General features: G+C 63.9%; 20 protein-coding genes and 1 pseudogene. 11 read left to right on the top strand and 10 right to left on the bottom strand.

Annotated features, from left to right (window positions below; translation table 11 throughout):
- Positions 1-71: 71 nt before the first annotated feature.
- Positions 72-463: pseudogene (locus A5686_RS18955) on the bottom strand (hypothetical protein).
- A 239-nt stretch (positions 464-702) separates the two neighbouring features.
- Here A5686_RS18955 and A5686_RS18950 point away from each other — a divergent pair.
- Positions 703-1,878: a thiolase family protein gene (locus tag A5686_RS18950; RefSeq protein WP_067937465.1), complete on the top strand. Its 1,176-nt coding sequence runs from the start codon at positions 703-705 to the stop codon at positions 1,876-1,878.
- Between the two features lie 29 nt (positions 1,879-1,907).
- On the opposite strand, the gene A5686_RS18945 is transcribed toward A5686_RS18950, so the two are convergent.
- Complete coding sequence (locus tag A5686_RS18945) at positions 1,908-2,498, bottom strand: hypothetical protein (protein ID WP_067937521.1); 591 nt, start codon at positions 2,496-2,498, stop codon at positions 1,908-1,910.
- Between the two features lie 148 nt (positions 2,499-2,646).
- Between A5686_RS18945 and A5686_RS18940 the strand changes: the two genes are divergently transcribed.
- Complete coding sequence (locus A5686_RS18940) at positions 2,647-3,375, top strand: 3'(2'),5'-bisphosphate nucleotidase CysQ (protein WP_067937463.1); 729 nt, start codon at positions 2,647-2,649, stop codon at positions 3,373-3,375.
- A gap of 198 nt (positions 3,376-3,573) precedes the next feature.
- Positions 3,574-4,605, top strand: coding sequence for an amidohydrolase family protein (locus tag A5686_RS18935; protein ID WP_067937519.1), 1,032 nt, complete (start codon positions 3,574-3,576; stop codon positions 4,603-4,605).
- 7 nt (positions 4,606-4,612) lie between these two features.
- On the opposite strand, the gene A5686_RS18930 is transcribed toward A5686_RS18935, so the two are convergent.
- Positions 4,613-5,518 carry a haloalkane dehalogenase gene (locus A5686_RS18930; RefSeq protein WP_067937461.1) on the bottom strand — a complete coding sequence of 302 codons (906 nt, stop codon included), beginning with the start codon at positions 5,516-5,518 and terminating at the stop codon, positions 4,613-4,615.
- A 111-nt stretch (positions 5,519-5,629) separates the two neighbouring features.
- On the opposite strand from A5686_RS18930, the gene A5686_RS18925 reads away from it, so the two are divergent.
- Positions 5,630-6,358, top strand: a complete 729-nt coding sequence (locus A5686_RS18925; protein ID WP_067937460.1) for a DUF2652 domain-containing protein — start codon at positions 5,630-5,632, stop codon at positions 6,356-6,358.
- Positions 6,359-6,388: 30 nt separating this feature from the next.
- On the opposite strand, the gene A5686_RS18920 is transcribed toward A5686_RS18925, so the two are convergent.
- Together A5686_RS18920 and A5686_RS18915 are read right to left on the bottom strand one after the other, a co-directional pair.
- The gene (locus A5686_RS18920; RefSeq protein WP_067937456.1) at positions 6,389-7,594 is read right to left on the bottom strand and encodes a MalY/PatB family protein; all 1,206 of its coding nucleotides are present in this window, start codon (positions 7,592-7,594) and stop codon (positions 6,389-6,391) included.
- Between the two features lie 23 nt (positions 7,595-7,617).
- Positions 7,618-8,715 carry a dihydrodipicolinate reductase gene (locus A5686_RS18915; RefSeq protein WP_067937454.1) on the bottom strand — a complete coding sequence of 366 codons (1,098 nt, stop codon included), beginning with the start codon at positions 8,713-8,715 and terminating at the stop codon, positions 7,618-7,620.
- 378 nt (positions 8,716-9,093) lie between these two features.
- On the opposite strand from A5686_RS18915, the gene A5686_RS18910 reads away from it, so the two are divergent.
- Positions 9,094-10,068, top strand: coding sequence for an LLM class flavin-dependent oxidoreductase (locus A5686_RS18910; RefSeq protein WP_067937452.1), 975 nt, complete (start codon positions 9,094-9,096; stop codon positions 10,066-10,068).
- A gap of 30 nt (positions 10,069-10,098) precedes the next feature.
- Here the strand turns inward: A5686_RS18910 and A5686_RS18905 are convergent, their stop codons facing one another.
- Complete coding sequence (locus tag A5686_RS18905) at positions 10,099-10,884, bottom strand: spirocyclase AveC family protein (protein ID WP_067937450.1); 786 nt, start codon at positions 10,882-10,884, stop codon at positions 10,099-10,101.
- Between the two features lie 195 nt (positions 10,885-11,079).
- Here A5686_RS18905 and A5686_RS18900 point away from each other — a divergent pair, with 195 nt between their 5' ends.
- Positions 11,080-11,742, top strand: coding sequence for a TetR/AcrR family transcriptional regulator (locus A5686_RS18900; protein WP_067937449.1), 663 nt, complete (start codon positions 11,080-11,082; stop codon positions 11,740-11,742).
- Positions 11,743-11,768: 26 nt separating this feature from the next.
- Positions 11,769-12,965 carry a cytochrome P450 gene (locus tag A5686_RS18895; RefSeq protein WP_067937447.1) on the top strand — a complete coding sequence of 399 codons (1,197 nt, stop codon included), beginning with the start codon at positions 11,769-11,771 and terminating at the stop codon, positions 12,963-12,965.
- A 53-nt stretch (positions 12,966-13,018) separates the two neighbouring features.
- On the opposite strand, the gene A5686_RS18890 is transcribed toward A5686_RS18895, so the two are convergent.
- Both A5686_RS18890 and A5686_RS18885 read right to left on the bottom strand, forming a co-directional pair.
- The gene (locus A5686_RS18890; protein ID WP_067937517.1) at positions 13,019-14,008 is read right to left on the bottom strand and encodes an alpha/beta fold hydrolase; all 990 of its coding nucleotides are present in this window, start codon (positions 14,006-14,008) and stop codon (positions 13,019-13,021) included.
- A gap of 68 nt (positions 14,009-14,076) precedes the next feature.
- Positions 14,077-14,970, bottom strand: coding sequence for an alpha/beta hydrolase (locus A5686_RS18885; protein WP_082947713.1), 894 nt, complete (start codon positions 14,968-14,970; stop codon positions 14,077-14,079).
- A gap of 410 nt (positions 14,971-15,380) precedes the next feature.
- Here A5686_RS18885 and A5686_RS18880 point away from each other — a divergent pair, with 410 nt between their 5' ends.
- The 4 genes from A5686_RS18880 to A5686_RS18865 all read left to right on the top strand — a co-directional run bounded on the left by A5686_RS18880 (position 15,381) and on the right by A5686_RS18865 (position 19,922).
- The gene (locus A5686_RS18880) at positions 15,381-16,706 is read left to right on the top strand and encodes an aromatic ring-hydroxylating dioxygenase subunit alpha (protein ID WP_197520634.1); all 1,326 of its coding nucleotides are present in this window, start codon (positions 15,381-15,383) and stop codon (positions 16,704-16,706) included.
- Complete coding sequence (locus tag A5686_RS18875) at positions 16,703-17,233, top strand: 3-phenylpropionate/cinnamic acid dioxygenase subunit beta (protein WP_197520633.1); 531 nt, start codon at positions 16,703-16,705, stop codon at positions 17,231-17,233. The genes A5686_RS18880 and A5686_RS18875 overlap by 4 nt, the downstream gene beginning before the upstream one ends.
- A gap of 608 nt (positions 17,234-17,841) precedes the next feature.
- Entirely contained in the window at positions 17,842-19,149 is a 1,308-nt protein-coding gene (locus A5686_RS18870) for a lipase family protein (RefSeq protein ID WP_082947710.1), read from the top strand.
- Between the two features lie 5 nt (positions 19,150-19,154).
- Positions 19,155-19,922, top strand: a complete 768-nt coding sequence (locus A5686_RS18865; protein WP_067937443.1) for an SDR family oxidoreductase — start codon at positions 19,155-19,157, stop codon at positions 19,920-19,922.
- On the opposite strand, the gene A5686_RS18860 is transcribed toward A5686_RS18865, so the two are convergent.
- Together A5686_RS18860 and A5686_RS18855 are read right to left on the bottom strand one after the other, a co-directional pair.
- Positions 19,912-21,066 (bottom strand): S9 family peptidase, encoded by a 1,155-nt coding sequence (locus tag A5686_RS18860; RefSeq protein ID WP_067937441.1) that lies wholly within the window; start codon positions 21,064-21,066, stop codon positions 19,912-19,914. The two genes, A5686_RS18865 and A5686_RS18860, sit on opposite strands and share 11 nt — an antisense overlap.
- A gap of 190 nt (positions 21,067-21,256) precedes the next feature.
- Positions 21,257-22,318, bottom strand: coding sequence for a LuxR C-terminal-related transcriptional regulator (locus tag A5686_RS18855; RefSeq protein WP_067937437.1), 1,062 nt, complete (start codon positions 22,316-22,318; stop codon positions 21,257-21,259).
- Positions 22,319-22,546: the final 228 nt, after the last annotated feature.

The following is a 22,546-nucleotide window of genomic DNA, read 5'->3' as shown; positions in this document are numbered from 1 at the left end:
TCCTGGGCTGAGCGGAGCCGTTTTCCGTTGCGGAAGAATATCTTTCGTGCCACTATTGCCGGCGCAGCGCGTCAGCTGTTGCGCCGGATCTTGAGCGCGGTGGTGATCATCGGGATCTGCAGCGGCAGCCGGGCCAGGGCGATGATGCGCATGGGCCACGGCTTGCCCCACCACAACCGGCACATGTTGACATTGCCCGGGAAGACGCCGATGAACAGCGCAACGGCGGCCAGCGCGGCGGATCGCCGGGTGCGCTGCGGCACCAGCAGCGCCCCGATCGCCAACTCGGCCACGCCGGACCCGTAGGTGTACAGCCGCGGGTTTCCCGGCAGCTCGACCGGAATGATGGCGTCGAACGGTTTGGGCGCAACGAAGTGCAGGGTGCCGATGCCGAGCAGCATCGCCGCGACGCGGTAGGCGAGTTGCAGTTGGCGTCCCGGGTGGCGAGCGGCCGGGTTGTCATGAAGTCATTGTGCCCGTGCGGCCTCCTGCTTGGGCGCGGTCGATATAGCGGATGATGCCGCGCACGTTGCTGGCCTTCCAGCACGTCGCGGCGACTTGGCCCGCGTGTTTACCCGAACCGCTTAATTGTTAGCGCCGTCACAGCAGCCCGGCCGATCGAATTTAGACCATTACTATTGCCTATACAGTATTTGATACGATTCGCGGCGTCTGACCGCCCACAACAACGAGGTTGAAAACATGGGAACACCCGTCATTGTCGGAGCCGTCCGGACCGCGATCGGCCGTTCGTTCAAGGGGACCCTGGTCAACACGCCTCCCGAGACCCTGATCACCGCCGTGCTTCCCGAGGTGGTCCGCAGGTCGGGTGTCGACCCCGCACACATCGACGACATCATCTTCGCCGAATCACATTACGGCGGTGGTGATTTGGCGCGCTACGCGGCGACCGCAACGGGCCTGGAGCACGTTCCCGGACAGTCGGTCAACCGGCACTGCGCGGGCAGCCTCACCGCAATCGGCAATGCGGCGGCGCAGATCGGCTCAGGCATGGAGCGCGTGCTCATCGCGGGCGGTGTGCAGTCGCTGTCGATGACGCCGCTGACCAACTGGCGGATCCCCGGCCCCGAGCTGAAGTTCGAGGAGCGCTGGATGCCGCCGACGCACGTGGAGACGCCGGATGCGCCGGCCAGGGACATGTCCATCACCGTGGGTTGGAACACCGCGCAGGCGGTCGGCATCACCCGCGAGGAGATGGACGCCTGGGCGGCCCGCTCGCATCAGCGCGCCGTCGCGGCCCAGGACGCCGGCAAGTTCGCCGACGAGATCCTGCCGCTGAAGATCACCCAGTTCGATGGCTCGGTCACCGAGTTCGCCGTGGACGAGCACCCGCGTCGGGACACCACCGTCGAAAAGCTGGCCGGCCTGAAGGTCCTGCACCCCGAGATCGAGGGCTTCTCGATCACGGCGGGCAATAGCAGTGGCACCAACGACGCCGCGGCCGCCGTCGCCCTCGTCGACAGCGATTACGCCCAGGCCGAGAAGCTCAACGTGCTGGGCACGGTCAGGGCCTGGGCCGCCGCGGGCGTACCGGCCCGCGACTGCGGTCTTGGCGCCGTCAAGGTCATCGGGAAGGTCTTGCAGCGGGCCGGCCTGACGCCAGGCGACGTCGCGCTGTGGGAGATCAACGAGGCGTTCGCCTCGGTGCCGATCGCGGCGTGCCGCGAATACGGCCTCGACGAGGAGAAGGTGAACTTCTCCGGTAGCGGCTGCAGCCTCGGCCACCCGATCGCGGCCTCCGGTGCACGCATGGTGACGACCTTGGCCTACGAGCTCGCGCGTCGGGGTGGTGGCGTCGGCGTCGCCGCGATGTGTGCCGGCGGCGGCCAGGGTGGCGCAGTCGTCATCGAGGTCTAGCGGCGTTCGCGAGCGCTGACCCGCGCCGGCTAGTTACAGAATGTGTAGCCGATGAATTGGGTGCCACGCGTGTCGCCGCTTGAGTAGTTGGCAAAATGCACGGCCGGCTTCCCGTTGTACTGGGTGTTCATCTTCTGGACGTTCGGTGGTGGAACGCCTTGGGGGAAGGCCAGGATCATGTCGGCGAAAATCTTCAAGCCGGCCTGGCAGATGGCCTCGCGCCGCGGCGGCTGTGGATTCCACGCGTGCACGATCACCGGCTCGGTCAGCTGAGATCCCGCCGCACAATTCGGATCACAGAGCTTGAACAACGCCGTGCCTGTCCCGTCGGCGCCTTGCGGGCCCCACGAACTCCACGACATGTCCTGCAGCGCAACGGCCACGCTGGCGCAGCCCAACACGTTGAGCTTCTTGGGGCGCGCGACCGGCGGAACGGACGGGTTGTAACACCCCGGGATGGCGTAGCTCTCCGGCGGTGCCGGCGACGGCGGAGTGCTGGGCGCCGTCGCGCTCTGCTGGCTTCTGGTCAGCTGCACGCCCACCACGACGAGGACCCCGACCAGCACCACGGCCGCCACGATGCCGGCCCCGATCCAGCGCCCCCGCGAGGTGTGCCGCAACCGCCTCACTAAAGATGCGTTGGCGTTGCCGCTCACGGTCACCAGATTACGGGTGAAACTTCTTCGCCGGGGTGGTGACCGCGGAACAGGATGACAAGGTAAAGTCGGCCATTGCAACCAATATATAAAGGATTCCCCGGGGCTCCCGATGAATGACCATGATCTGGCCGCACGGCTGGCCACCGAGGCCGGTCGGCTACTGCTCGGGGTCCGAGAAGAATTCGCCGACGCGGAAGCGGCTGACCGGAAAGCCGCGGGGGACAAGCGATCCCACGATTTCCTGATGGAGACGCTGGCCGCAGAGCGTCCCGGTGACGCGGTGCTGTCCGAAGAGGGCGCCGATGACCCGATTCGATTGCGTTCGGACCGCGTCTGGATCGTCGATCCGCTGGATGGCACGCGGGAATTTGCCGAGCTCGGGCGCGACGACTGGGCGGTGCACGTCGCACTCTGGCAGTCCGGCGAGCTCGTCGCGGGCGCCGTGGCGCTACCGGCCCAGGGCCTCACGCTGGCGACTCCCGACGTGGATTCGCCGCCTGCCGTGCCGGGCAAGCCGCGCATCGTGGTGTCGCGCACCCGTCCCCCCGCCGTCGCCTTGAGCGTGCGAGATGCGCTGGACGGAGTCCTGGTGGAAATGGGTTCCGCAGGAGCCAAGGTCGCCTCGATCGTCCAGGGGCTGTCCGATGTGTACGTGCATGCCGGCGGGCAATTCGAATGGGACTCCGCCGCGCCGGTGGCGGTGGCAGGCGCGGCGGGGCTGCACACCTCTCGCATTGACGGGTCCGCGCTGGCATACAACCAGCCCGACCCGAAGTTGCCCGATCTTGTGGTCTGCCGCCCCGAATTGGCGGAAGCCGTACTCGCGGTTACCCGCTGAGGTCACCGCCACGTTGGGCGGGGCGAATCTCAATCGCCAAGGGCGAGCGGTACTTCGTGGCGCCGACGGCCGCCGGGTCGGTCCATGTGCCCGACGATGAGGTGTTGACTCGCCGCTCGTGAAATCCGAAAACCGCCAAACCACCACATTTTAGTGCGGGCATTGCGGACGATTGATGACTACCGCCAAGGAGCAATGATGCTACGAATCGATACGCACCACCACGCCGTCCCGGCCGACTACCGAACGTTCCTGCGCAAGGCGGGAATTGACGAGGCCGGCGGACGCGCCGTGCCGGAATGGAGTGCGGAGGGGTCGCTGGAGGTCATGTCCGAGGTGGGCATTGGAACGGCGATCCTGTCAGTGTCGGCTCCCGGCACCACGTTCATGCCAAACCCCGGCGATGCCACCGCGCTGGCCCGCGACCTCAACGACGAACTGGCCAGTGTCGTTGCCGCACAACCGGATCGGTTCGGCTTATTCGCAACCGTGCCCATGCCGCACGTCGACGAGTCCGTCGACGAGGTAGTCAGGGCACTGGACGAATTGCACGCGGATGGCGTCGTGCTGCTGGCCAACCATGCGGGGACGTACCTCGGCCAGGACGGTCAGGACGACCTTTTCGCCGTGCTCGACGCGCGTTCGGCCGTGGTGTTCATCCATCCCGCCGAGCTACCCGGCCCCGCCGTGGACGGCGCCGTACCGTTCGCGGCAGATTTCCTGCTCGACACCACCAGGGCGGCGTATCTTCTTGTCCGCAACGGGATTCGGCGCAAGTACCCCAACATTCGGTTCATCCTCAGTCATGCGGGCGGATTCGTGCCATACGCCTCGCATCGATTGGCGATGGCCATCGTGGGCGACACCGGCGGCAGCCCGCTCGACATCCTGGACGACTTCGCGGGCTTCTATTTCGACACCGCTTTGTCCGCGAGCGCCGCCGCACTGCCCAGCCTGCTCGCGTTCGCCAAGCCCGGACACGTCACCTTCGGCTCTGACTCTCCGTTTGCTCCGCTGGCGGTCGCAAAGATGTTCGCCGCCGGCCTGGAAACCTACCCCGGCCTCGACCCGGGCGCCCGGGCGGCGATCGATCGCACCAACGCGCTCTCGCTGTTCCCGCGGCTGGGGGCGGCGCCCCCCGCGGACGCAGGTTCGACCCTGGATCAGGTGCGCCACGCGGCCAGCAGGGCGGCCATGCGCGGCTTCGTACGGCTGATCAACACCCGCTGACCTCCGCTCAGAGCCAGGCCTGCTGCCAAGACTGGATGCGTTCGGCCAGTTCGGGGCCGCGGTCCTCTTGAATGAAGTGGCTGGCGTCGATGCGGGCATGCGGCTGGCCCGCGGCGCCGGGAATGTGTTTGATCAGGGCACTGTCCGCCCGGCCGAGGATCGGATCGCGGGCTCCGAAGATGGCCAGGAACGGCTTTTCCCAGCGGCCGAGGGCATCCCATGCCTTCCTGTTGGCCGGGATCGCCGGGTCGGCGGGTGAGGTGGGCACCAACTGGGGGAACGCGCGCGCCCCGGCTTGATACGTCTTATCGGGGAAGGGTGCGTCGTAGCCGGCCCGCACTTTCGACGGCACTCGGCGAACGGTGCCGACGCTGACGATGCGGCCGGCGGGCAGGACGGGGGAGTAGCGAGCGAACGCACGCCAGGCGTAGAAGGCGGGCGGGGTGCGCCGCTGCGCCGTGGGCAGGAAACCGTTGGCCACCACCAGCCGCGCGACCCGGTCGGACTGCTCGGCGGCGATGCGCAGGCCGATCAGCGATCCCCAGTCCTGCACAAACAGCGTGACATCCCTGAGGTTCAGATGCTCGAACCACGAGATCACCCACTCCACGTGGCGTTGGTAGGTGTAATCCTCGACCCGGCTGGGCTTATCCGAGCGGCCGAAACCGATCAGGTCGGGCGCGAGCACGCGGTTCCCGGCGTCGGTCAGGGGCGGGATCATCGTCCGGTAGAGGTAGCTCCACGTCGGCTCGCCATGCAGCAGAACGATCGGCGGCCCTTCGATCGTGCCCTCGTCCAGGTAGTGCATGCGAAGCGGCCGGGTGTCGCTTGCGGTTACGTCAAGGTAGTGCCCAACGAACGGGTAGTCCTCCAAGTTCTCGAATCGGGAGTCCGGGGTTCGCAGCACATGCATATCAGCTCCTGAAGTGAACCGGCACCTCTGTAAGCCTCTCGCGCCGACGCTCATTCGTCTAGTGGCAGATTCATTGAGTCGGGCACCAAGGCAGATTAGACTCGTTTTTTCATGGCAATTCGGCGCGCGGTTCTGCTCATAGCCGACATCGGCGGGTACACGCATTACATGCAGTGGAACCGGACGCACCTCGCCCATGCCCAACTTACGGTTGCCGGCTTGTTGGAATCGGTGATCAACGCGGGCAAGGGTTTGAAGCTGGCCAAGCTCGAGGGCGACGCCGCGTTCTTCTGGGCTCCGGACAGCGACGCCAAAGTAGTGGTGTGCGAGCGCCTGTCACGGATGCGCGCGTCGTTCCTGCAGCGGCGCGAGCAGATGAAAAATGACATCGCCTGCGAGTGTGCGAGTTGCGAACAGCTCGAGAAGTTGTCGCTCAAGTTCGTCGTACACGTGGGCGAGGTGGCGGATCAGAAGGTGAAGCGCCACGTCGAGCTGGCCGGCTTCGATGTCATTTTGGTGCACCGGATGCTGAAAAACATGGTGCCGGTTGCCGAGTACGTACTGATGACCGATCCCGTCGCGGCATGCCTCGATCAACCGATGCGCGAGCTCTGCATGCCGTTGGTGCACGTTTTCGAGGGAATCGGAGAAACGTCGACACACTACATCGACCTTGCGGCGTTGCAGGTTCCCGTCGCGCCGCCGCGGCGCAGCCTTTTCCGCCGGCTGGGCGCGACGACGAAGTTCGAGTTCGACACCCTGCCCTTCACACTCGGCATGAAGGAGCCCGCCCAAGGGTTCCGCAACTTGGGCCGGGGAGCCGAGGAGATCTCCGCATAGCCGAAAACAATTGTGCCGGAAGTTTATTCATTATCGCGCGGCGGCCAGGGCCCGGCCCATTCGCGACACCGCCTCGGTGAGAATGGCCTGCGACGTGGCGAAGTTCAAGCGCACGTGTCCGGATCCGCCGGTGCCGAACACGTGACCGGAGCTCAGCGCCACTCGCGCGTGATCAAGAAACCAGCGGGCCGGCCCCGACAGATCGGCAACCACCGCAAGACCATTGGTGACTTCTTCGTCGAAACCGAGCTCCCGGCAATCAAGCCACGCCAGGTAAGTGCCTTGCGGCCATAGATATTTCACGCCGGGAAGGTGCGCGGCGACCAACTCACCAAGCAACGTCCGGTTCTCGCCCAGGCCCTGCAGGGTCGCGTCCAGCCAGTCGCCGCCGCTGCGAAACGCCTCCGCGTGCGCGATGACGCCGAGGTGACTGGGTCCGTGACTGACCTCCTCCGGCATCCGGTCCAGGTCAGCCGTGGCCTCCGGTCCGGCGATGGCCAGCGCCGCCTTCAAGCCGGACAGATTCCAGGCCTTCGACCCCGAGGTCACGGCGAAGGCGTTCTCCGCCCCCGGGACGGCGAGAAAGGGGGTGAACCGCGATCCCGGCAGGATGACGGGGGCGTGGATCTCGTCGGACACCACCCGCACGCCGAATCGCCGGGCGAGCTCGGCGACCGCACGCAGTTCGTCGGCGGTGTGGACCGATCCGGTCGGGTTGTGCGGATTGCACAACAGATAGGCGACCTTTGTGTCCTTTTTGCCTTCCGCGCGAGCCCGAACGAAGGCATTCTCCAAGGCGTTCAGATCAATTCGGCCTTCCGCAAGCGGTGCCTCGATGACGCGCCGGCCGTCGTGGGACACAAATGCGTAGAACGGCGCATAGACCGGCGGGTTGACGACGACGGCGTCACCGCGATCGGTGAGCAGGCGCAACACCTCGACGATACCGAGCATGACGTCGGGGACCAGCGCAGTGCGGCTGACGTCCAGGTCATGCCACTGCCAGTGTTGCGCCGCGAAGTGGCTGACGGCTTCGGCCAGCGCGGTTCCGTAGGGATATCCGGTATCGCCGTTGTCAATGGCCTTACGCAGCGCTTCGGCCACCGTCGGCGCCAGGTTGACATCCATCTCGGCGACCCACAGTGGCAGGACATCGGCGGGGTGCGCGCGCCATTTCATGCTGGTGCGAAGCCGGAGCTGCTGCAGCCTCAATTCCTCGAGCGGATTAACCGTCACGCCCGCAGACTAACCGGCGCGACCTACCCCCCGACAAACGCGTTTTGCGGGATCGTCAACGGAAGGTCCACCGAACTCAGCAATCCCGGCTGCGCGGCAACGACGTACGGCACGGCGTTGACGACGCGCATTGCGGTGGCGACCATGGCGCCCGCCCCGGAGGTCATCCCGCCGATGCCGGCCTTGGCGGGATCCTTCAGGGTCGCGGCCATGGTGCAGTCGATGTCCGGATCGCCGGAAATCAGGACGCGGTAGGACAGGTCGCCGATCCCGGTGGGCCAGTCGGGGGCGACGTCGTGCGCGAGCCGAGTGACGTGCTCGATGACGATGGCTTCCCGACCGTCGACCACGCCGATCGCCTGCATCCGCAGCGCGCCGCAGGTTCCTGCCTCGACGGTGCCCATCGCGACCTCCAGCGTCCGGTTAATGACGGCGCGGTCGAAACCTTCGCGGACTTCCTGGACTTCGACCCCCAACGCGTCGGCGATCAAGCGGATCTGGCCCTGCCATTCGCCGGCGATGGCACCGGGAAAGCCGATCCAGGGCTGGTAGTCGAGCGGGCGGCCGAAGCCCAGCGCGTCACTCATGATGTCGGGAACCCCGTAGTCGTCGTACAGGCCGATCTCGAAAGAGTGGATTTTGTCGATCGACGACGATTGCGTGGACAGCACCAGCGGCAGATAGTCGGCGGCGAATCCCGGCTCGATCCCCGACGCGTACAGCGACACCTGGCCCTGCTTGGCGGCGGCGACCAGCTGGTCGCGCCACTGGGCGGGCTCGTAGGCGTGCGGGTTGACCAATCGCGTGGTGCTGGTGGTCACGACGTTGACCCCGGCTTCGAGCAGTTTGACGTAATCCGGGATGGCCAGCGCGTCCCGCTCCGGACCGCTGGCCGCATAGATGACGCAGTCGGGTTTGAGCGAGACCAGCGCGTCGGCGTCGTTGGTCGCTTTCAGACCGATCGGCTCACCGCCGGCCAGTTCGCCCGCGTCCTTGCCGATCTTGTCGTCCGAGTGCACCCACACGCCGACCAGCTCCAGATTGGGGCGCCGCGAAATAGCGCGGATGGCGATCGAGCCAATGCCACCCGTCGCCCACACCACCACACGATGAGCCGTCATCTTGTTCCTCCTCAGGCGCGTGCGCGCGCACGACGAAAGCCGGGTCGGCCGTTGCCCTTACGTAACCGGCGGGTTTTAGCCCAGCATCCGACTTGGAAACTACAGCCGCCCATCCGCGCGGTCAAGGATTTAAGAAAGCAGACACTATCTTAACGAACAAATTTTAGGTTGGTCTGCAGCTGTGCGGGCTAACCAGCGTTTTGTCCGCCTTCGAGCGACATTCGGGACCGTGTTTGTCGTTCAGAGGCGGGCGTCTCGCCGTCGACGCGCCCCCGGGCCTGCTGAGCTCGCTGGACATCCCGACCACGCTGCCGCTTTACGCATTCGACTAAAGGTGTAACGTACGTCGCAAAGATTAGGTCGGCTAGGAGTTTGCCTGTGTACACATTGCGCTTCGACATGCGCGATCCCGAATGGGCAGCGTCCCCAGCCGAGCTGTACGCCGCGGCGCCCGAAATGTCTTCGTGGGCCGAAGAACACGGTGGGCTGGCCGCCGTCCTGTGTGAACACCACGGGTCCGAGGACGGATACCTGCCGTCGCCGTTTTTGTTGGCCTCGGCGGTGGCCGCACGCACGCAGCGGCTGGCGCTGAGTCTGATCCTGATCCTTCCCTTCTACGAAACCGTGCGACTCGCCGAGGACATGGCGGTGCTCGACATCATCAGCGACGGGCGCGCCTCCTACATCCTGGCCCTGGGCTACCGGCCCGAGGAGTTCGAGCACTTCGGCGTGCCGATCAAGAAGCGTGGCCGGCTCTGCGACGAGAAGCTCGCGCTGTTACGGCGGCTGCTCGCCGGAGAGACCGTTGTCGAAGACGGACGGCGGATCACCGTGACACCGCGCCCGCTGACCCCCGGCGGCCCAGGCCTGATGTGGGGTGGGGGGACGGTCGCCGCGGCCCGCCGGGCCGGCAGGTACGGGCTGGGCATGCTGGGCAACGCCAACGCACCGGGCATGCAAAAGGCCTACGAAGAGGCGTGTCGCGAGCACGGCCATACGCCCGGGCCGACGATGTTTCCCGACCGCAATACCGCCTCGGTCGTGTTCGTCGCCGACGACGTGGATCAGGCGTGGAAGGAGGTCGGCGAGCATCTGCTGCACGACGTGCGCAGCTACGCCGCGTGGAACCCCGGGGACGAGACCACGGCGGGCTTCAGCCACGTCAACACCGTCGACGAACTGCGTGAGACCGGGACGTCGCACGTGATTATCTCTGTCCCCGAAGCGATCTCGCGCGTCAAAGCCGGCCAGGTGCTCAACCTGTCGCCGCTGTGCGGCGGGCTACCACCCGACATCGCATGGCCCTACCTCAGGCGCGTCGGCGAGATTGTGCTGCCCGAGGCTCTCGGCTGAGCGCTACTCCTCGCCGAGTTTTGCCGGCCACTACTTCGGCTGGTTCGGTACGCCGGGGAACAGTTCGCCCGGCGGTGCCGTGGTCACCCAGCCGCCCAGCTTCGTGGCCAGGTGGGGCGCGAAAACCGCGCCGTAGAGGACGTTTCCGACGACGATCACCGCGACGACGGACAGGATCGACGCGCCCGCACGGCTCTTCGACCGGTTGTCGGCCCACATCTCGATGACATTGCGTCCTTGTGCGTCGGTGCGACCCAGCAGGTAGGTGAAGACCATCATCTGGATGGCCATCGCGAGCGAATCGTAGAGCGGGTACTGGTGCAGTGTTCCCTCGCGGATCGCCAGCCCGGGAATCACCCGGCCGTAGTAGAACACTCCGAGCTTGGCGCCCAGGAATCCGTTGAAGAACAGCGCCCAGCAGAAGCCGACGATGAGGCCGACCACCAAAAGCGTTTGGGGCCTTCGCCAACCGAAGCGTGCGCTCAACCATCGGCCGAGCGCCGTGCCCGTCACGGCCGGCAGCACGAAATACGAGATGTAGCCGACGGGAACGAACAACGGCAACCCGCCCCACGTCATGTTCAGCGGCCACCACGACGGCATGCGCGGGATGGCGGTCGGGAATTGCGCGTACATCGCCCAGTCGTAGGGCGCCTCGATCCAGGAGAAGGAGATCGCCGAGATGCACAGCAGCAGGAGCGGGTGCAGGCGGTGCTGCCGAACGCTGAGGTAGATCCCCAGGGCGGTGAACCCGGTGCCACCGATGAGCGCGAAGTCACTGGCCGCCTGCATCACCGGTGTCATCTGCGAGCTCATTGGTTCTCTTCTTGAGTCCGGCGTGCTTGCGGGTCAAAACGCAGGACCAGACCGAATATCAGCACGAGCAGTCCGAACAACGTGCCAAGCATGATGACGGCGCCCACGGTCGCACCCCTTTCGAATCCGAGCTCGACTCGTTAGATAGTGCACACTATCCTAAGGGCAGTCAACCATCGGTGAGGAGACAACGACGTGGCCCAGCGGCCGTCTACCACCAAGCGCAGCATGGCGGAGGCGCCGGCCTCCGTTCGCCGGCCTCGGGGTGCGCCACGCAAGTTGTTGCTCGATACCGCCCGGGCGCGCTTCGCGCGACAGGACTACCGCAGCACGACGACGCGCGAAATCGCGCAGGCCGCAGGCGTCACCGAGCACTTGTTGTTTCGCCACTTCGGTTCCAAGGCCGCGCTGTTCCGCGAGGCGCTCGTACTGCCGTTCACCGACTTCGTCGAGGAGTTCCGCCGGACCTGGCAGTCGGTCGTCCCGGAGGAGACGGACGAGGAAGAGCTGGCACGGCGATTCGTCGGGCAGCTCTACGACGTGTTCGTCCAAAACCAGGGCCTGCTATTGACCCTGATGACGTCGGAAACGCTGAGCGAGGAGGAAAAGGGCGACGCCGGCATCGCCGAGATCAGGCAGGCCATCACCTCGCTCGGACAGATCAGCGCCGAGGGGATGCACCTGCGGGGGCTGCGGTCGGACCACCCCGACCTGCCCGCCCACTCGACGGTGGCGATGATCGCCGGCATGGCGGCGTTGCGGTCCGCATACTTCGGCACCGAGCCGCCGTCGCGGGAGACCATCGTCGACGAACTCATCCAGGCAATCCTGCACGGCTTCCTGCACCGGAACGGCTGAGCCGTTCTTTACCAGAGGAATTGGAAATGACAGACACCATCGAGTTGTATTACGACCCGTTCGACGTCGAGATCGACTTGGACCCGTATCCGGTATGGAAGCGGATGCGCGAAGAAGCACCGCTGTACTACAACGAGAAGTACAACTTCTACGCGCTCAGTCGATACGACGACGTGGTGCGCGAACTGCCGAACTGGGAAACGTATCGTTCCGGCCGAGGCACGACCGCCGACATCTTGTTCGCGAACATCGAAGTGCCCCCGGGCATCCTGCTGTTCGAGGATCCTCCGCTGCACGACCTGCACCGCAAACTGCTGTCCCGTGTCTTCACGCCCAGGCGCATGCTCGCTGTGGAGGATCTGGTGCGGGGGTTCTGTGTCCGCGAGCTCGACCCGCTGGTCGGCGGGAGTGGCTTCGATTTCATCGCGGACCTCGGCGCGATGATGCCGATGCGGACCATCGGTTACCTCCTGGGCATTCCAGAGGCGGACCAAGAAAAGATCCGCGACCGCAGCGTCGCCAACATCGCCTTGTCCAGGGAGAGCGACCCCGCCGCGGTCGATGCGAATGTCTTCGCGAATTCTATTGCCCTGTTTGCCGAATATATCGAGTGGCGGGCCAATCATCCATCCGACGACCTCATGACCGAACTCTTGCGGGCCGAAATCGATGAGCCGGACGGCACGCGGCGGCCGCTGTCGCGGACCGAGGTGCTCGCCTACACCGCGATGATCGCCGGTGCCGGCAACGAGACCACCGCTCGGCTGATCGGTTTCATGGGTCAACTGTTGTCCGATCACCCCGATCAACGCCGCGAACTGGTCGCGGACCCGTCGCTGATCCCCGGCGCGATCGAGGAGACGCTGCGCTACGAGCCGCCATCACCGGTGCAGGCCCGCTACGTCGCGCGAGACGCCGAGCACTATGGTCGCAAGGTTCCCGAGGGGTCGTTCATGCTGCTGCTGAACGCCTCGGCCAACCGCGACGAAAGCCACTTCCCGGATGCGGATCGCTACGACATCCACCGTCGGGGAAGCCATCTCAGCTTTGGGCAGGGCCTGCATTTCTGCTTGGGTTCGGCGCTGGCCCGGCTTGAAGCGCGGGTGGCCTTCGAAGAGGTGCTGAAGCGTTGGCCGGACTGGGAAGTCGACTATGCGAACGCCCAACGGGCGCATACCGCGAGCGTGCGTGGGTGGGCCCGCTTGCCCGTCGTCACCCGTTAGGCAGGGGCCGGCCCTTTTAGCCGAGCGTGAAGTTAGTTTCAGGCTCGGCGGGGCTAGGCGTCGCTTTGATCCACCAACACCGCGCCGTCGGGCTGATTCCCCAACGTCTGCAACGCAATATCCTCACCCTGGGCGGTGAGCCGCACGATCTGGGCTAATTGCCCGGGTGCGTCGCACTGCAGATAGTGGTCGGCGCTGGGGAGCACCCAGTAGCGGTTGCGGCCCGGCTTCTTCTTCAGGTACGTCTGCCAGACGCGGTTGGGGACTCGCAACGGTGCGATGTTGTCGTGGAGGCCCCACACCACCGTCGTGTTGACGTCACTAGTGGAAAGCATTTCCAGCCAACCGGTTTCGTCGCCGGCACGCTCGTGGAGATATTGGATGGTGTCGGGCAGCACGCGGATTCCGTCGTTATAGGCAAAGCATTTGGCCAATGCGGCGATCTCCGGGTCTTCCAGCGTCCGCCGCGGCATGAACGTGCTCGCGCCCATGCCGGCTGCCAGCATCTCCGGCGTCGTGGCCGCCGCGGTGGCCCGCGCCGTCGTTGGGTCGAGTAGCGCGATCTGAAAGGCCGTGAGGTTGGACAGCGGCAGATAGATGTTGGCGTTGGTCAAGATCAAGTCGACGGGTACCGCCGGCGGATCGTGTGCGGCCAGCATGCCCACCGCGATCATGCCGACGCTGCTCCCGCGGTCGTGGGTGAGCATCCGGTAATCGGTAAGTCCCCATTCCTGAGTGATCGCGTAGACGAGCAGGCGCGCGTCGTCGTACAGCGAGTACACATAGGGCGCGCGTGGTTTGTCGGAGAGCCCGTAGCCCGGGAAGTCCAGCAGATAGATGTCGAAGTCAGCGCTCAGTTCGCCTGCCAGCGCGAAATAGTCGATGCTGCTGGTCGGAAAGCCGTGCACCAACACCAATGCGGGCGCGCCGGCAGTGCCGCACCGGCGACTGAACACGGCGACCTCTCGGCCATCGTTAGCGGCGGTCGTCGAGCGCCAACGAAGCTCGGTGCCGCCGTCTTGCCACTGGTCAAAGATATCCAAGCTGTCAGCATCGCAGAGGTGGTCGTGGCAGACAACCACTGTCTATGTTGGAATCTCTTCGAGAGGCCTCAGAGATGGTCTGCTACCGAGGTTATCGCCTCGAGCGAGCGGGCATCGTTAGTCAGTAGCGACGGGTCGGGGCGAATCGAAGCACTGCTTACGACGTCCAACCCGACGACATGTGTGGTGAGCCATTGGTGAATGGCCTGCGCGATGTGCTTCCAGTCTTGGGCCATCATAACGCCATGGCCCAAGCCGGAGGCGTAGCGGTAATCCGCGCCAAGCAAGTTGGCGAGACGCTTAACCTCTTCTGGCGGGCACAAGACGTCCTTTTCCGCCGCGACCACCAGAACCGGTCCGGAGATCTTCACCGGGTCGATGCTTACCCGCTTGCCGGTGACGGCTTGCTCGACAGCCCGGGCCGACTCCGACACCAGCATGCTGTGATAGCGGCGCGCGTCGTCTTCGCTTGCGGCGGTGAAGAACAGATGTTTGGCGAGGTCCAAAGGCGGTGGTCCCCAAAGCTCCCGAGGATCGACCACGAGGTCGATCGGCGCGGGCGAGACTTCGCCGGGTAGGACGGGAGTTATCAGCACTAAGCCCGAATACACGTTGGTTTCGGCGAACTTGAGGGTGACGAGTCCCCCCATGCTGTGCGCAACTACTACCGGCGGAACGGCGAAGGTTTCCGCTACAGTAGCGATGTCCTCTGCAACATGCTCCAGCGGCCGTGATATCGCTTCCGTCTCGGCCAGCTGCGCTGAGCCCCCGCGCCCCCGCCAATTGAGTGCGTGACAGTCCCAACCCTTTGATGCGAAGTACGGCAGGTATTTGTCCCAGCACCATGCACCGTGGCATCCACCGTGTACGAGAAGTAATGAAGCGGTGCGAGCAAATTGTAGTGGCGCCGTGCGCAACACACGAATGCCGTCGACGTCGTACTCGTCGGTCTGAATCGTCATCCTTACACCTTTCTGGTGGAACGCAAGGCCTCTGCAGACGAACGGTTGATTTCCGGGAGTCCGCGTACACCCCGGGGCGATTCATCGGCGATGTCACTTTCGCCGTATTGCGAATGTGTCGAGCAGCGTAAATCCGGGCAACAAGGGCGATCAGCACCCTAAGGGGTACTTTTCGCGGTAATCAACGACCGTCAGACCGTGCGTTGGTCCTAGTCCCAGACCGCAGCCGGACCCTGTTGAGTTGATCGGTGGCGGGGCAAGACGCAAACGCCAGCCGTGGCCATGTGGCGGGCTCGCAATGTACCCGTTCGGGCCCAGCGCCGGGGCGACTTGCGGAGCCATAATGAAGCCGAGTCGGTGGCTCATTAATCGAAGAGTCATTCGGCGAATCAATGATTAGGAGAAGGACTTTGACCACCTTCGCCGATCGCGGGGCGATGCAACTCGTCGAAAAACTGCGCGCGGGCGTCTCGGACGGCATCGTGCCGGCAAAAATCTTCAACGATCCCGAGATATATCAGTTGGAGGTCGAGCGGCTGTTCGGGCGCACTTGGAACTTCGTCGCCCACGAAAGCGAGATTCCCGAACCTGGCGACTACGTCGTTCGCACCATCGCCGACAACTCGGTGCTCGTCGCGCGCGACGAGCACCGGCGGATCCACGTGCACCTCAACCTTTGCCGGCATCGCGGAAACCAAATGTGCAAATCGGACCTGGGCAATTCGTCACATTTTCGCTGCTCTTACCACGGTTGGGTGTACAAGAACAGCGGCGAACTGGTCGCTGTCCCGTATCACAGGCAAGCCTTCGGCGGTAACCTGGACAAACGGAACTGGGGTTTGGTCCCGGTCCGGAATGACAGCTACGAGGGCCTCATTTTCGGGTCGCTCAACCCCGACGTCGAACCATTGGAAGACTTCTTGGGTGGTTACCAGTTTTATCTAGATTACTTCTTGAAGACGAGCGAGACCGGCGTGGAGGTCTACGGGCCGCCAGACATCTGGGAGTCGAACTGCGACTGGAAGTTGTACACCGAGAATGGCTCTGGCGACGGTTACCATACCCCCGTCACCCACCAGTTCGGTTTCCACCTGGGCTATTTCGCCTCGTCGGGAAGCACACACAGCATTGGTCACAGCGTTCACATCCCGGGCAAGGGCCACGGGATCGGGCTGGGTGAAACCCCGGGAACTCCACCATTTTTCGCATACCCGCCCGAGATCGTCGATTGCCTCGAGCGGCGTCTCACAGCCGACCAAATCGAGGTTTTCGCGCCGGTGCGCACGGCGGTCGGGATCGTGTTCCCGAACCTGTCGTTTTTGAGTCAGCCGTTCAGCCTGGTCCCGGGTGAACCGGGTGTTCGGTTCACCACCCTGCGCCACGTGCGACCGTTGTCGGCTGGCCGAATGCAGATGTCGTCGTGGTGCCTGGTGCCCAAGGCCGCCTCCGATGAGTACAAACAGGAGGTCTACCGCGCCTATACCTTGGCCTTCGGTCCCGGTGGAATGTTCGAGCAGGACGACATGGAGAACTGGACCAACATCACCCGGCAGCTCAGGGGGTCTGTCGTGCGTGAGCTCGACTTCCCGTACGTCATGGGCCTCGATCAACAGCCCGTTGCGGGCTTCCCCGGTCCGGGGTGCGCGTACCAGCCATACATGAATGATTCGAACTTCCGGAACCTTTGGTCCACGTGGGCCGCGTATCTGTCCGGCGATGAGGAACGGGGCAAATGACGACCGCACCCGCGGATTCTCTGGGCGCAATCATCCCGATGGAGACGCACTACGAGATAGAGCAATTCCTTTATCGCGAGGCGCGACTGCTCGACGAGCGGCGTTTTGGCGAATGGATTGAGCTCTTCGCCGAGGACGCCCGCTATGTGATGCCGGTGCGGTTGAACCGGGAGGACGGCGCTGCCTGGGAGTCGCACTCGAAGTCGTTTGACGACACGCGCCAGACGCTCGCCATCCGAGTAAACCGGCTGAGCACCGAATACGCCTGGGCTGAGCAGCCGCCATCACGAGTGCGCCACTTCATCACCAACGTCATCACCGAGACGACGCCGGAGTCGGGGGAGTTGATCGCACGGTCCAATGAATTGATCTACCGCAGCCGGGGGGATGTCACGGATTTCAACATCATCTCCGCCCAGCGGGTCGATCGGGTGCGGCGCGCGGATGCCGGCTGGAAGATCGCGCATCGCTGGGTCGCTTTGGACCAGAGCACTCTGTCCACACACAACCTTTCGATGTTCTTCTAGGTGAGGCCGGCGTTATGACCCAGCATCATGAAGATTGTGACTCGCACAGCCTCCGCCTAACGAATGAATTTGCAGAAGTCGTCGTCCGGGCGGCCGTTCGGGGCAATGGGTCGCGGCTGCACATTAAGTCACTACGCAGAGGAACCGAGGCATTTGTCGATCCTGTCGTTTTGGAGGCATTGACGGCAGTTGATTCCGACGTGCTCACATCAATACTCGCGGCGGCCGTCCCGGGCAATTAAAATAACGACTCAGACCGGCACAAAGAATAGCGCCGTAATCGTAAATCAGCCGTCAGCAGGCTGGACCATACCGGGTGTCCCGGCATAAGGGGTCCGGTCGATTTACATTGCGCACCAGCGGGATCGGGCCGCGCATCCTCGAACATCCTCTTGCGGCATCGCTAATTTTCTCCGTACCGCGGCAATCGCGCGCCGGGCAACGATGCATTAATAAATGTACGTAACTGGGTGACAAATGGAGTCGTCTGGACCAATAAGATTTGGCCTGAATCACATATGCCGCTCAAAGGAGACCGGAATCACATGCATGCCCAAGTTGCGATGACAATTTACCGTCCGCGACGCACAATAAAGTGGTGTAGTCCAATGCTAACGTCAATTGGACTGGGCGTGACCAAGCGGTGTGCTGTCGTTGCGGTCGTGCTGGCCGCGCTACTGTGCCTGATAGCCGCACCCGCCACGGCTCACGCCGATGAGAGCCAGTACACCGAGTTTTACACGATTCCCGATCCGTTGCCCGACGGCGTGCCGGGCGATCTGATTCGGTCCGAGCCGTCGCGGTTGGTGCTGGAGCCATCCGGTCAGCTCGGCGCATATGTGGCGCGCGGAACGCGAATCATGTACCGCAGCACCGATAATCGTGGCGTACCGATCGCGGTCACCGGTACCTACTACGAACCCGACAATCCGTGGCCCGGCACTGGGCCGCGCCCCCTTATCGCCTACGGGCCAAACCTGCCCGGTCTGGGTGACCAGTGTGCGCCGTCCCGGCTTGCCAATCAGGGCATCCATTATGGCGGCGGCACGGACATCACCATGTGGTACGAGGAGGGGTTCATCGCGACCATGGTGGCGCGCGGATTCGCCATCGTGGTCACCGACTACGACGGGGTGGGCACCGGTCTCCCGTCCCCGGCGTTCATGCGGCTTCCCCAGGGCTATGCGCTGATCGATGCGGCACGAGCCGCGATGCGTCTGCCGGACACCTCACTGAATCCAGATGGCCCGGTGGCTTTTTGGGGATATGGACAGGGCGGCGGTGCGTCAGCTTCAGCTGTGGAGCTGGCCCCAAGCTACGCTCCGGAGCTGCATGTCGTCGGGGCATGGGCCGGTGCGCCGGCCACTGACCCCGTCCTCATCCCAGCATTTGCCGACGGCGGATTGCTCGAGGGCGGACTGGGTTACCTGGTCAACGGCGTTCTCGCCGCCTATCCCGAACTCAGGCCCGGCCTGATGGAGACCCTCACGCCCAGGGGGGCGCAACTTGTTGACCAGACCCGGCTGGAGTGTTTTGGCCAAACCGTCATCCGATACGAATTCCGGCATTCTCAGCCCTACTTCAACACCGACTATCAGCAGATGCTCGAGTCCGATCCACTCAAAACCGTCTTCGCCGCGCAGCGGGTAGGCACGTTGAGTCCGAAAGCGCCGGTCTTCATCGATATCAATCGATACGACCCGTTGATACCGTGGGGCGCCGCCCACCAAACGGCGTTGGACTGGTGCGCCAAGGGCGCCGACGTTCAATTCTGGACCAACGAAGAACCCCCGATCTTCAACAAGCTGGCAATCAACGATTTACTGACGTATTTCGTCGACGGCGAGCGTGGGATGCAGTGGGTCGCGGGCCGATTCAACGGAGTACCCACGACTCCCAACTGTGGGGAGATCTGACCGATATGACGGATACCTCGAAGATTGCGCAACGGGTGGCGGTGGTCACAGGCGCCAGCTCGGGCATCGGCGAAGCCACCGCTGAAGAGTTGGCAGAGCGGGGATTTCACGTCTACGTCGGTGCTCGACGGATTGACCGGCTGCGTCGATTGGCTAAGCGCATAGATGCGACCGCACTGCCGTTGGATGTGACGTCAGAGGACTCCGTCCGAGAATTCGCCGACGCGGTCGAACGAGTCGATGTGTTGGTGAACAACGCGGGCGGCGCGAAAGGTTTGGCTTCCGTGGCCGACGCGAACCTCGACGATTGGCGATGGATGTGGGAAACCAACGTGTTGGGCACCTTGCGTCTTACCAAAGCTCTGCTGCCCAAGCTGGTCGGCTCCGGCGACGGACTGATCGTGACTGTCACATCCGTTGCGGCGCTGAGCGTTTACGATAACGGATCGGGTTACACGTCCGCCAAGCACGCCCAGGCCGCGCTGCACCGCACGTTACGTGGCGAGTTGCTCGGCCTGCCCGTGCGTTTGACCGAGATCGCGCCGGGCCGGGTGAAGACCGAATTCTCGATGGTTCGCTTCGGTGGTGACGAGCAGCGTGCCGCCGGCGTATACGAGGACATCGAGCCACTGCTCGCACGAGACGTCGCGCAAGTCATCGGGTTCGTCGCCAGCCGCCCAGCACACGTCAACCTCGACCAGATCGTCGTCAAACCGAGGGATCAGGCGGCCTCCGGTGTCTTTGCCCGCCGCGACGGCAAGCTCATTCGATGAGACGGTGGACGAACCAGTCGGCCAGGCGCGAGGCGGCGACCACAAGATAGTCATAGCTGCAGTGCAGTGAGCCGGCCTCGTCATAGATGTCGACGGTGACATCCCTCGTGGTTAGCGCGTCGACGAACCTCCGGGCGCCGGCGACGTCCATGATGATGTCACGAGTGCCGTGCATGACGTAGACGGGAACGGTGATTCGGTCCGCGACACCTTCGAGGGTGAACGCGGCCAATTTGCGGCGGGCCTCGGCGTCATCCTTCGATCCGCTCAGCCATTGCAGCTGATCTTGCAGCGCGGGATAGAACTCGTAAAAATCGGTGAGGATGCTCCATGTGCCACACCACGCGGCCACCGCTTTGATCCGGGGCTCGAAGGCCGCCGCACGCGGGGCGTAGTAACCGCCGAAACTGACTCCGGCCAAACCAAAGCGCTCGGAATCGACGTCGCCACGATGTTCGAGGTGATCGAGGACAGCCTGCACGGGCACCTCATAGTCTGGGCGGCTGTACATTTGCTTGAATCGCAGTGAGCTGCCGCGGCCGGGGGTGTCGACCATGACAACGTTCATCCCGCGGGCGGGGAACTCCGAGCCGCCGAGGAAATACAGCTCTTCCGCCCATGAGTCGGCGCCTCCTAGAAAGAGCACCGTTGGCCGAGCGGCCCCGGACCCGTCCGGACGCACAATGTACCCCTCCATCGTCTGGCCTTCGAAGGGCACTTCGATCCGCTCGATCAATCCACCCGTCAATTCGGCTGCGCGCCGAAAGTTGTTGCGGCCGTCGGTGTATGCCTGAGTGCGGCGCGGATCATCGGAGCTAAGGAAGAACTCGGAGTGACGATGGTAGCTGCACGATCGGAAGAAGGCGCGACGAGCGGTCATCCGCTCGCCCCGCGCCAACGCCTCTTCCCCTTGGGCAGCAACGTCATTGGCTGTCTTGTGCCATTCGCGGTACCAGATTTCCGTGTCGGTGGTTTTGGTGCCGATGCGCGCCGCGGTACGGCTACACTCGAAAAGGTCGGCACCTCCAACCGACACCTGGGCCAGCAGACGCATGGTCTGTATCGACCAATCCTCGTCTTGCGGAAACAGTTCGATGAGCGAAAGCGCGTCCTGGTTCGACACGGCTGAACCGCTGGTGGTCATGTGGCCCTCTTTCTCTTGCATCGATACGAGTCGTCGACCTGCGGGCGCGGCGAACCCGGTTGAATATCGTGCAGCCTCTCGCGATGCGGATGCCGGCCTCGGCCTACGTCACCAATCTAAAAGTGCGCAGACGGCCGCCGCGAACCCCGAACGGGTACCTTTGCCGGCGGATTCCGAGGTGGCAAAAGCCTTATCGTTCTGGTTTGTCTCCGTGTGACCAAATCAACTGGACAAGCTCCGCGCGATTGTGGACGTCGGCCTTGGCGAAGATCCGCTTGAGATGCTGCTTCACCGTGTTCTCGCTGACGAAAGCCTGCCCGGCGATCTGCTTGGTAGTCAGTCCCCGCGCGACCAGTTCGGCGATCTCCTGTTCGCGGCGCGACAAGACATTCCAGACGGGCAGGGTTTTCGCCGCTTCACGGTCGGCCTGGTAGGCCAACGTCATTGCGGCGTTTTGGGAGTCGGGCAGACGGAACGACTTCGTGATGAGATCTTGGCCGGCCGAGCTCTTCACGCTGCGGGTGTGAACACGCTTGTCTTCGGTACGGAAGACGCGCATCGCATCCGCGATCGCATCGGAGACCGATTGGCCCGTCGATGACTGTCGCGAAGAGATCAGGGTGCTCGCGGCGCGGTTTTGAAAGAGAATCCGCGATTCCAGGTCGGTGATGAAGACAGCTTGGGGCATGCGGTCGAAAGCGTCTTCCAGAACGTTTGCCTTGCGGCCGATACCTTCGAACCGCAGCGCTCGTTCGGCCGCAAGGCCGAGTTGTTCGGAAGCGAACTGGGCCAGGATCAGGTCATCCTCGGTGAATTCCGACCGATCCGTGCGACGGGCGAAGTTGATGGTTCCGAAAACGTTGCCCCCGACGATCACCGGTGCCTCCAGCGAGTGGCAGTAGCCTTCGATCGCCAATACCGCGCGGGCAGCCGAGCTTTCCCACATCGAGGGAGAACTAAGCCGCGACGAATCGATCGGCGTTTTGCGGTTGACGGCGAAGTTCAACACGGGGTCGTCCGCACGACCGAAGCGTTCGTACGCGTCCAGAAAGTGCGACGAAGTCGACGCGTGGCACGACGCCACCTCGTAGACACTCGAGCTGAACCGATAGACACCGAAGGCATCGGAGCCAATCAGGGCGTCGGCCACTGTCATGAAGGCTGCGGTTACCTCGTCGAGGGTGAGGGCCGCTTGCAACGCGCTCGCGTAGGAGCCGCGAATGTCTGAGCTTTCGAGGTCTATCGACTGCATGGTTCTGCACCTTCTGACGTCGACGCGTTGCCAGGGACGGTGAGCCGAATCAGGCCCATGGTTGTGTCAACCCTCACATTAGACGTTGGGCATGAAACAACTCACGCCCAGTCTGACCCCAGGGCGTCGTCGGGTGGCGCGAAGCCCTCGAATTTACCCAGTTGGGGCAAGAAATCGATGTCCTGCGCTCCATACGCTCGCATACGAGTTAACGACCGAAATGAGACT

The sequence above is a fragment of the Mycobacterium sp. E2479 genome, assembly GCF_001667925.1.
GTDB lineage: Bacteria > Actinomycetota > Actinomycetes > Mycobacteriales > Mycobacteriaceae > Mycobacterium.
The sequence above is the reverse complement of the archived record's forward strand: the minus strand, read 5'-3'. Positions and strand labels throughout refer to the sequence as shown.

Excerpts from the sequence above, each read along its gene's own strand:
- A5686_RS18925 (WP_067937460.1), top strand. The coding sequence starts at position 5,630 with ATGGCAATTCGGCGCGCGGTTCTGCTCATAGCCGACATCGGCGGGTAC.
- A5686_RS18875 (WP_197520633.1), top strand. The coding sequence starts at position 16,703 with ATGACGACCGCACCCGCGGATTCTCTGGGCGCAATCATCCCGATGGAG.
- A5686_RS18865 (WP_067937443.1), top strand. The coding sequence starts at position 19,155 with ATGACGGATACCTCGAAGATTGCGCAACGGGTGGCGGTGGTCACAGGC.
- A5686_RS18935 (WP_067937519.1), top strand. The coding sequence starts at position 3,574 with ATGCTACGAATCGATACGCACCACCACGCCGTCCCGGCCGACTACCGA.
- A5686_RS18940 (WP_067937463.1), top strand. The coding sequence starts at position 2,647 with ATGAATGACCATGATCTGGCCGCACGGCTGGCCACCGAGGCCGGTCGG.
- A5686_RS18860 (WP_067937441.1), bottom strand. The coding sequence starts at position 21,066 with ATGACCACCAGCGGTTCAGCCGTGTCGAACCAGGACGCGCTTTCGCTC.
- A5686_RS18905 (WP_067937450.1), bottom strand. The coding sequence starts at position 10,884 with ATGAGCTCGCAGATGACACCGGTGATGCAGGCGGCCAGTGACTTCGCG.
- A5686_RS18855 (WP_067937437.1), bottom strand. The coding sequence starts at position 22,318 with ATGCAGTCGATAGACCTCGAAAGCTCAGACATTCGCGGCTCCTACGCG.
- A5686_RS18950 (WP_067937465.1), top strand. The coding sequence starts at position 703 with ATGGGAACACCCGTCATTGTCGGAGCCGTCCGGACCGCGATCGGCCGT.
- A5686_RS18885 (WP_082947713.1), bottom strand. The coding sequence starts at position 14,970 with ATGACGATTCAGACCGACGAGTACGACGTCGACGGCATTCGTGTGTTG.
- A5686_RS18895 (WP_067937447.1), top strand. The coding sequence starts at position 11,769 with ATGACAGACACCATCGAGTTGTATTACGACCCGTTCGACGTCGAGATC.
- A5686_RS18870 (WP_082947710.1), top strand. The coding sequence starts at position 17,842 with ATGCTAACGTCAATTGGACTGGGCGTGACCAAGCGGTGTGCTGTCGTT.
- A5686_RS18930 (WP_067937461.1), bottom strand. The coding sequence starts at position 5,518 with ATGCATGTGCTGCGAACCCCGGACTCCCGATTCGAGAACTTGGAGGAC.
- A5686_RS18915 (WP_067937454.1), bottom strand. The coding sequence starts at position 8,715 with ATGACGGCTCATCGTGTGGTGGTGTGGGCGACGGGTGGCATTGGCTCG.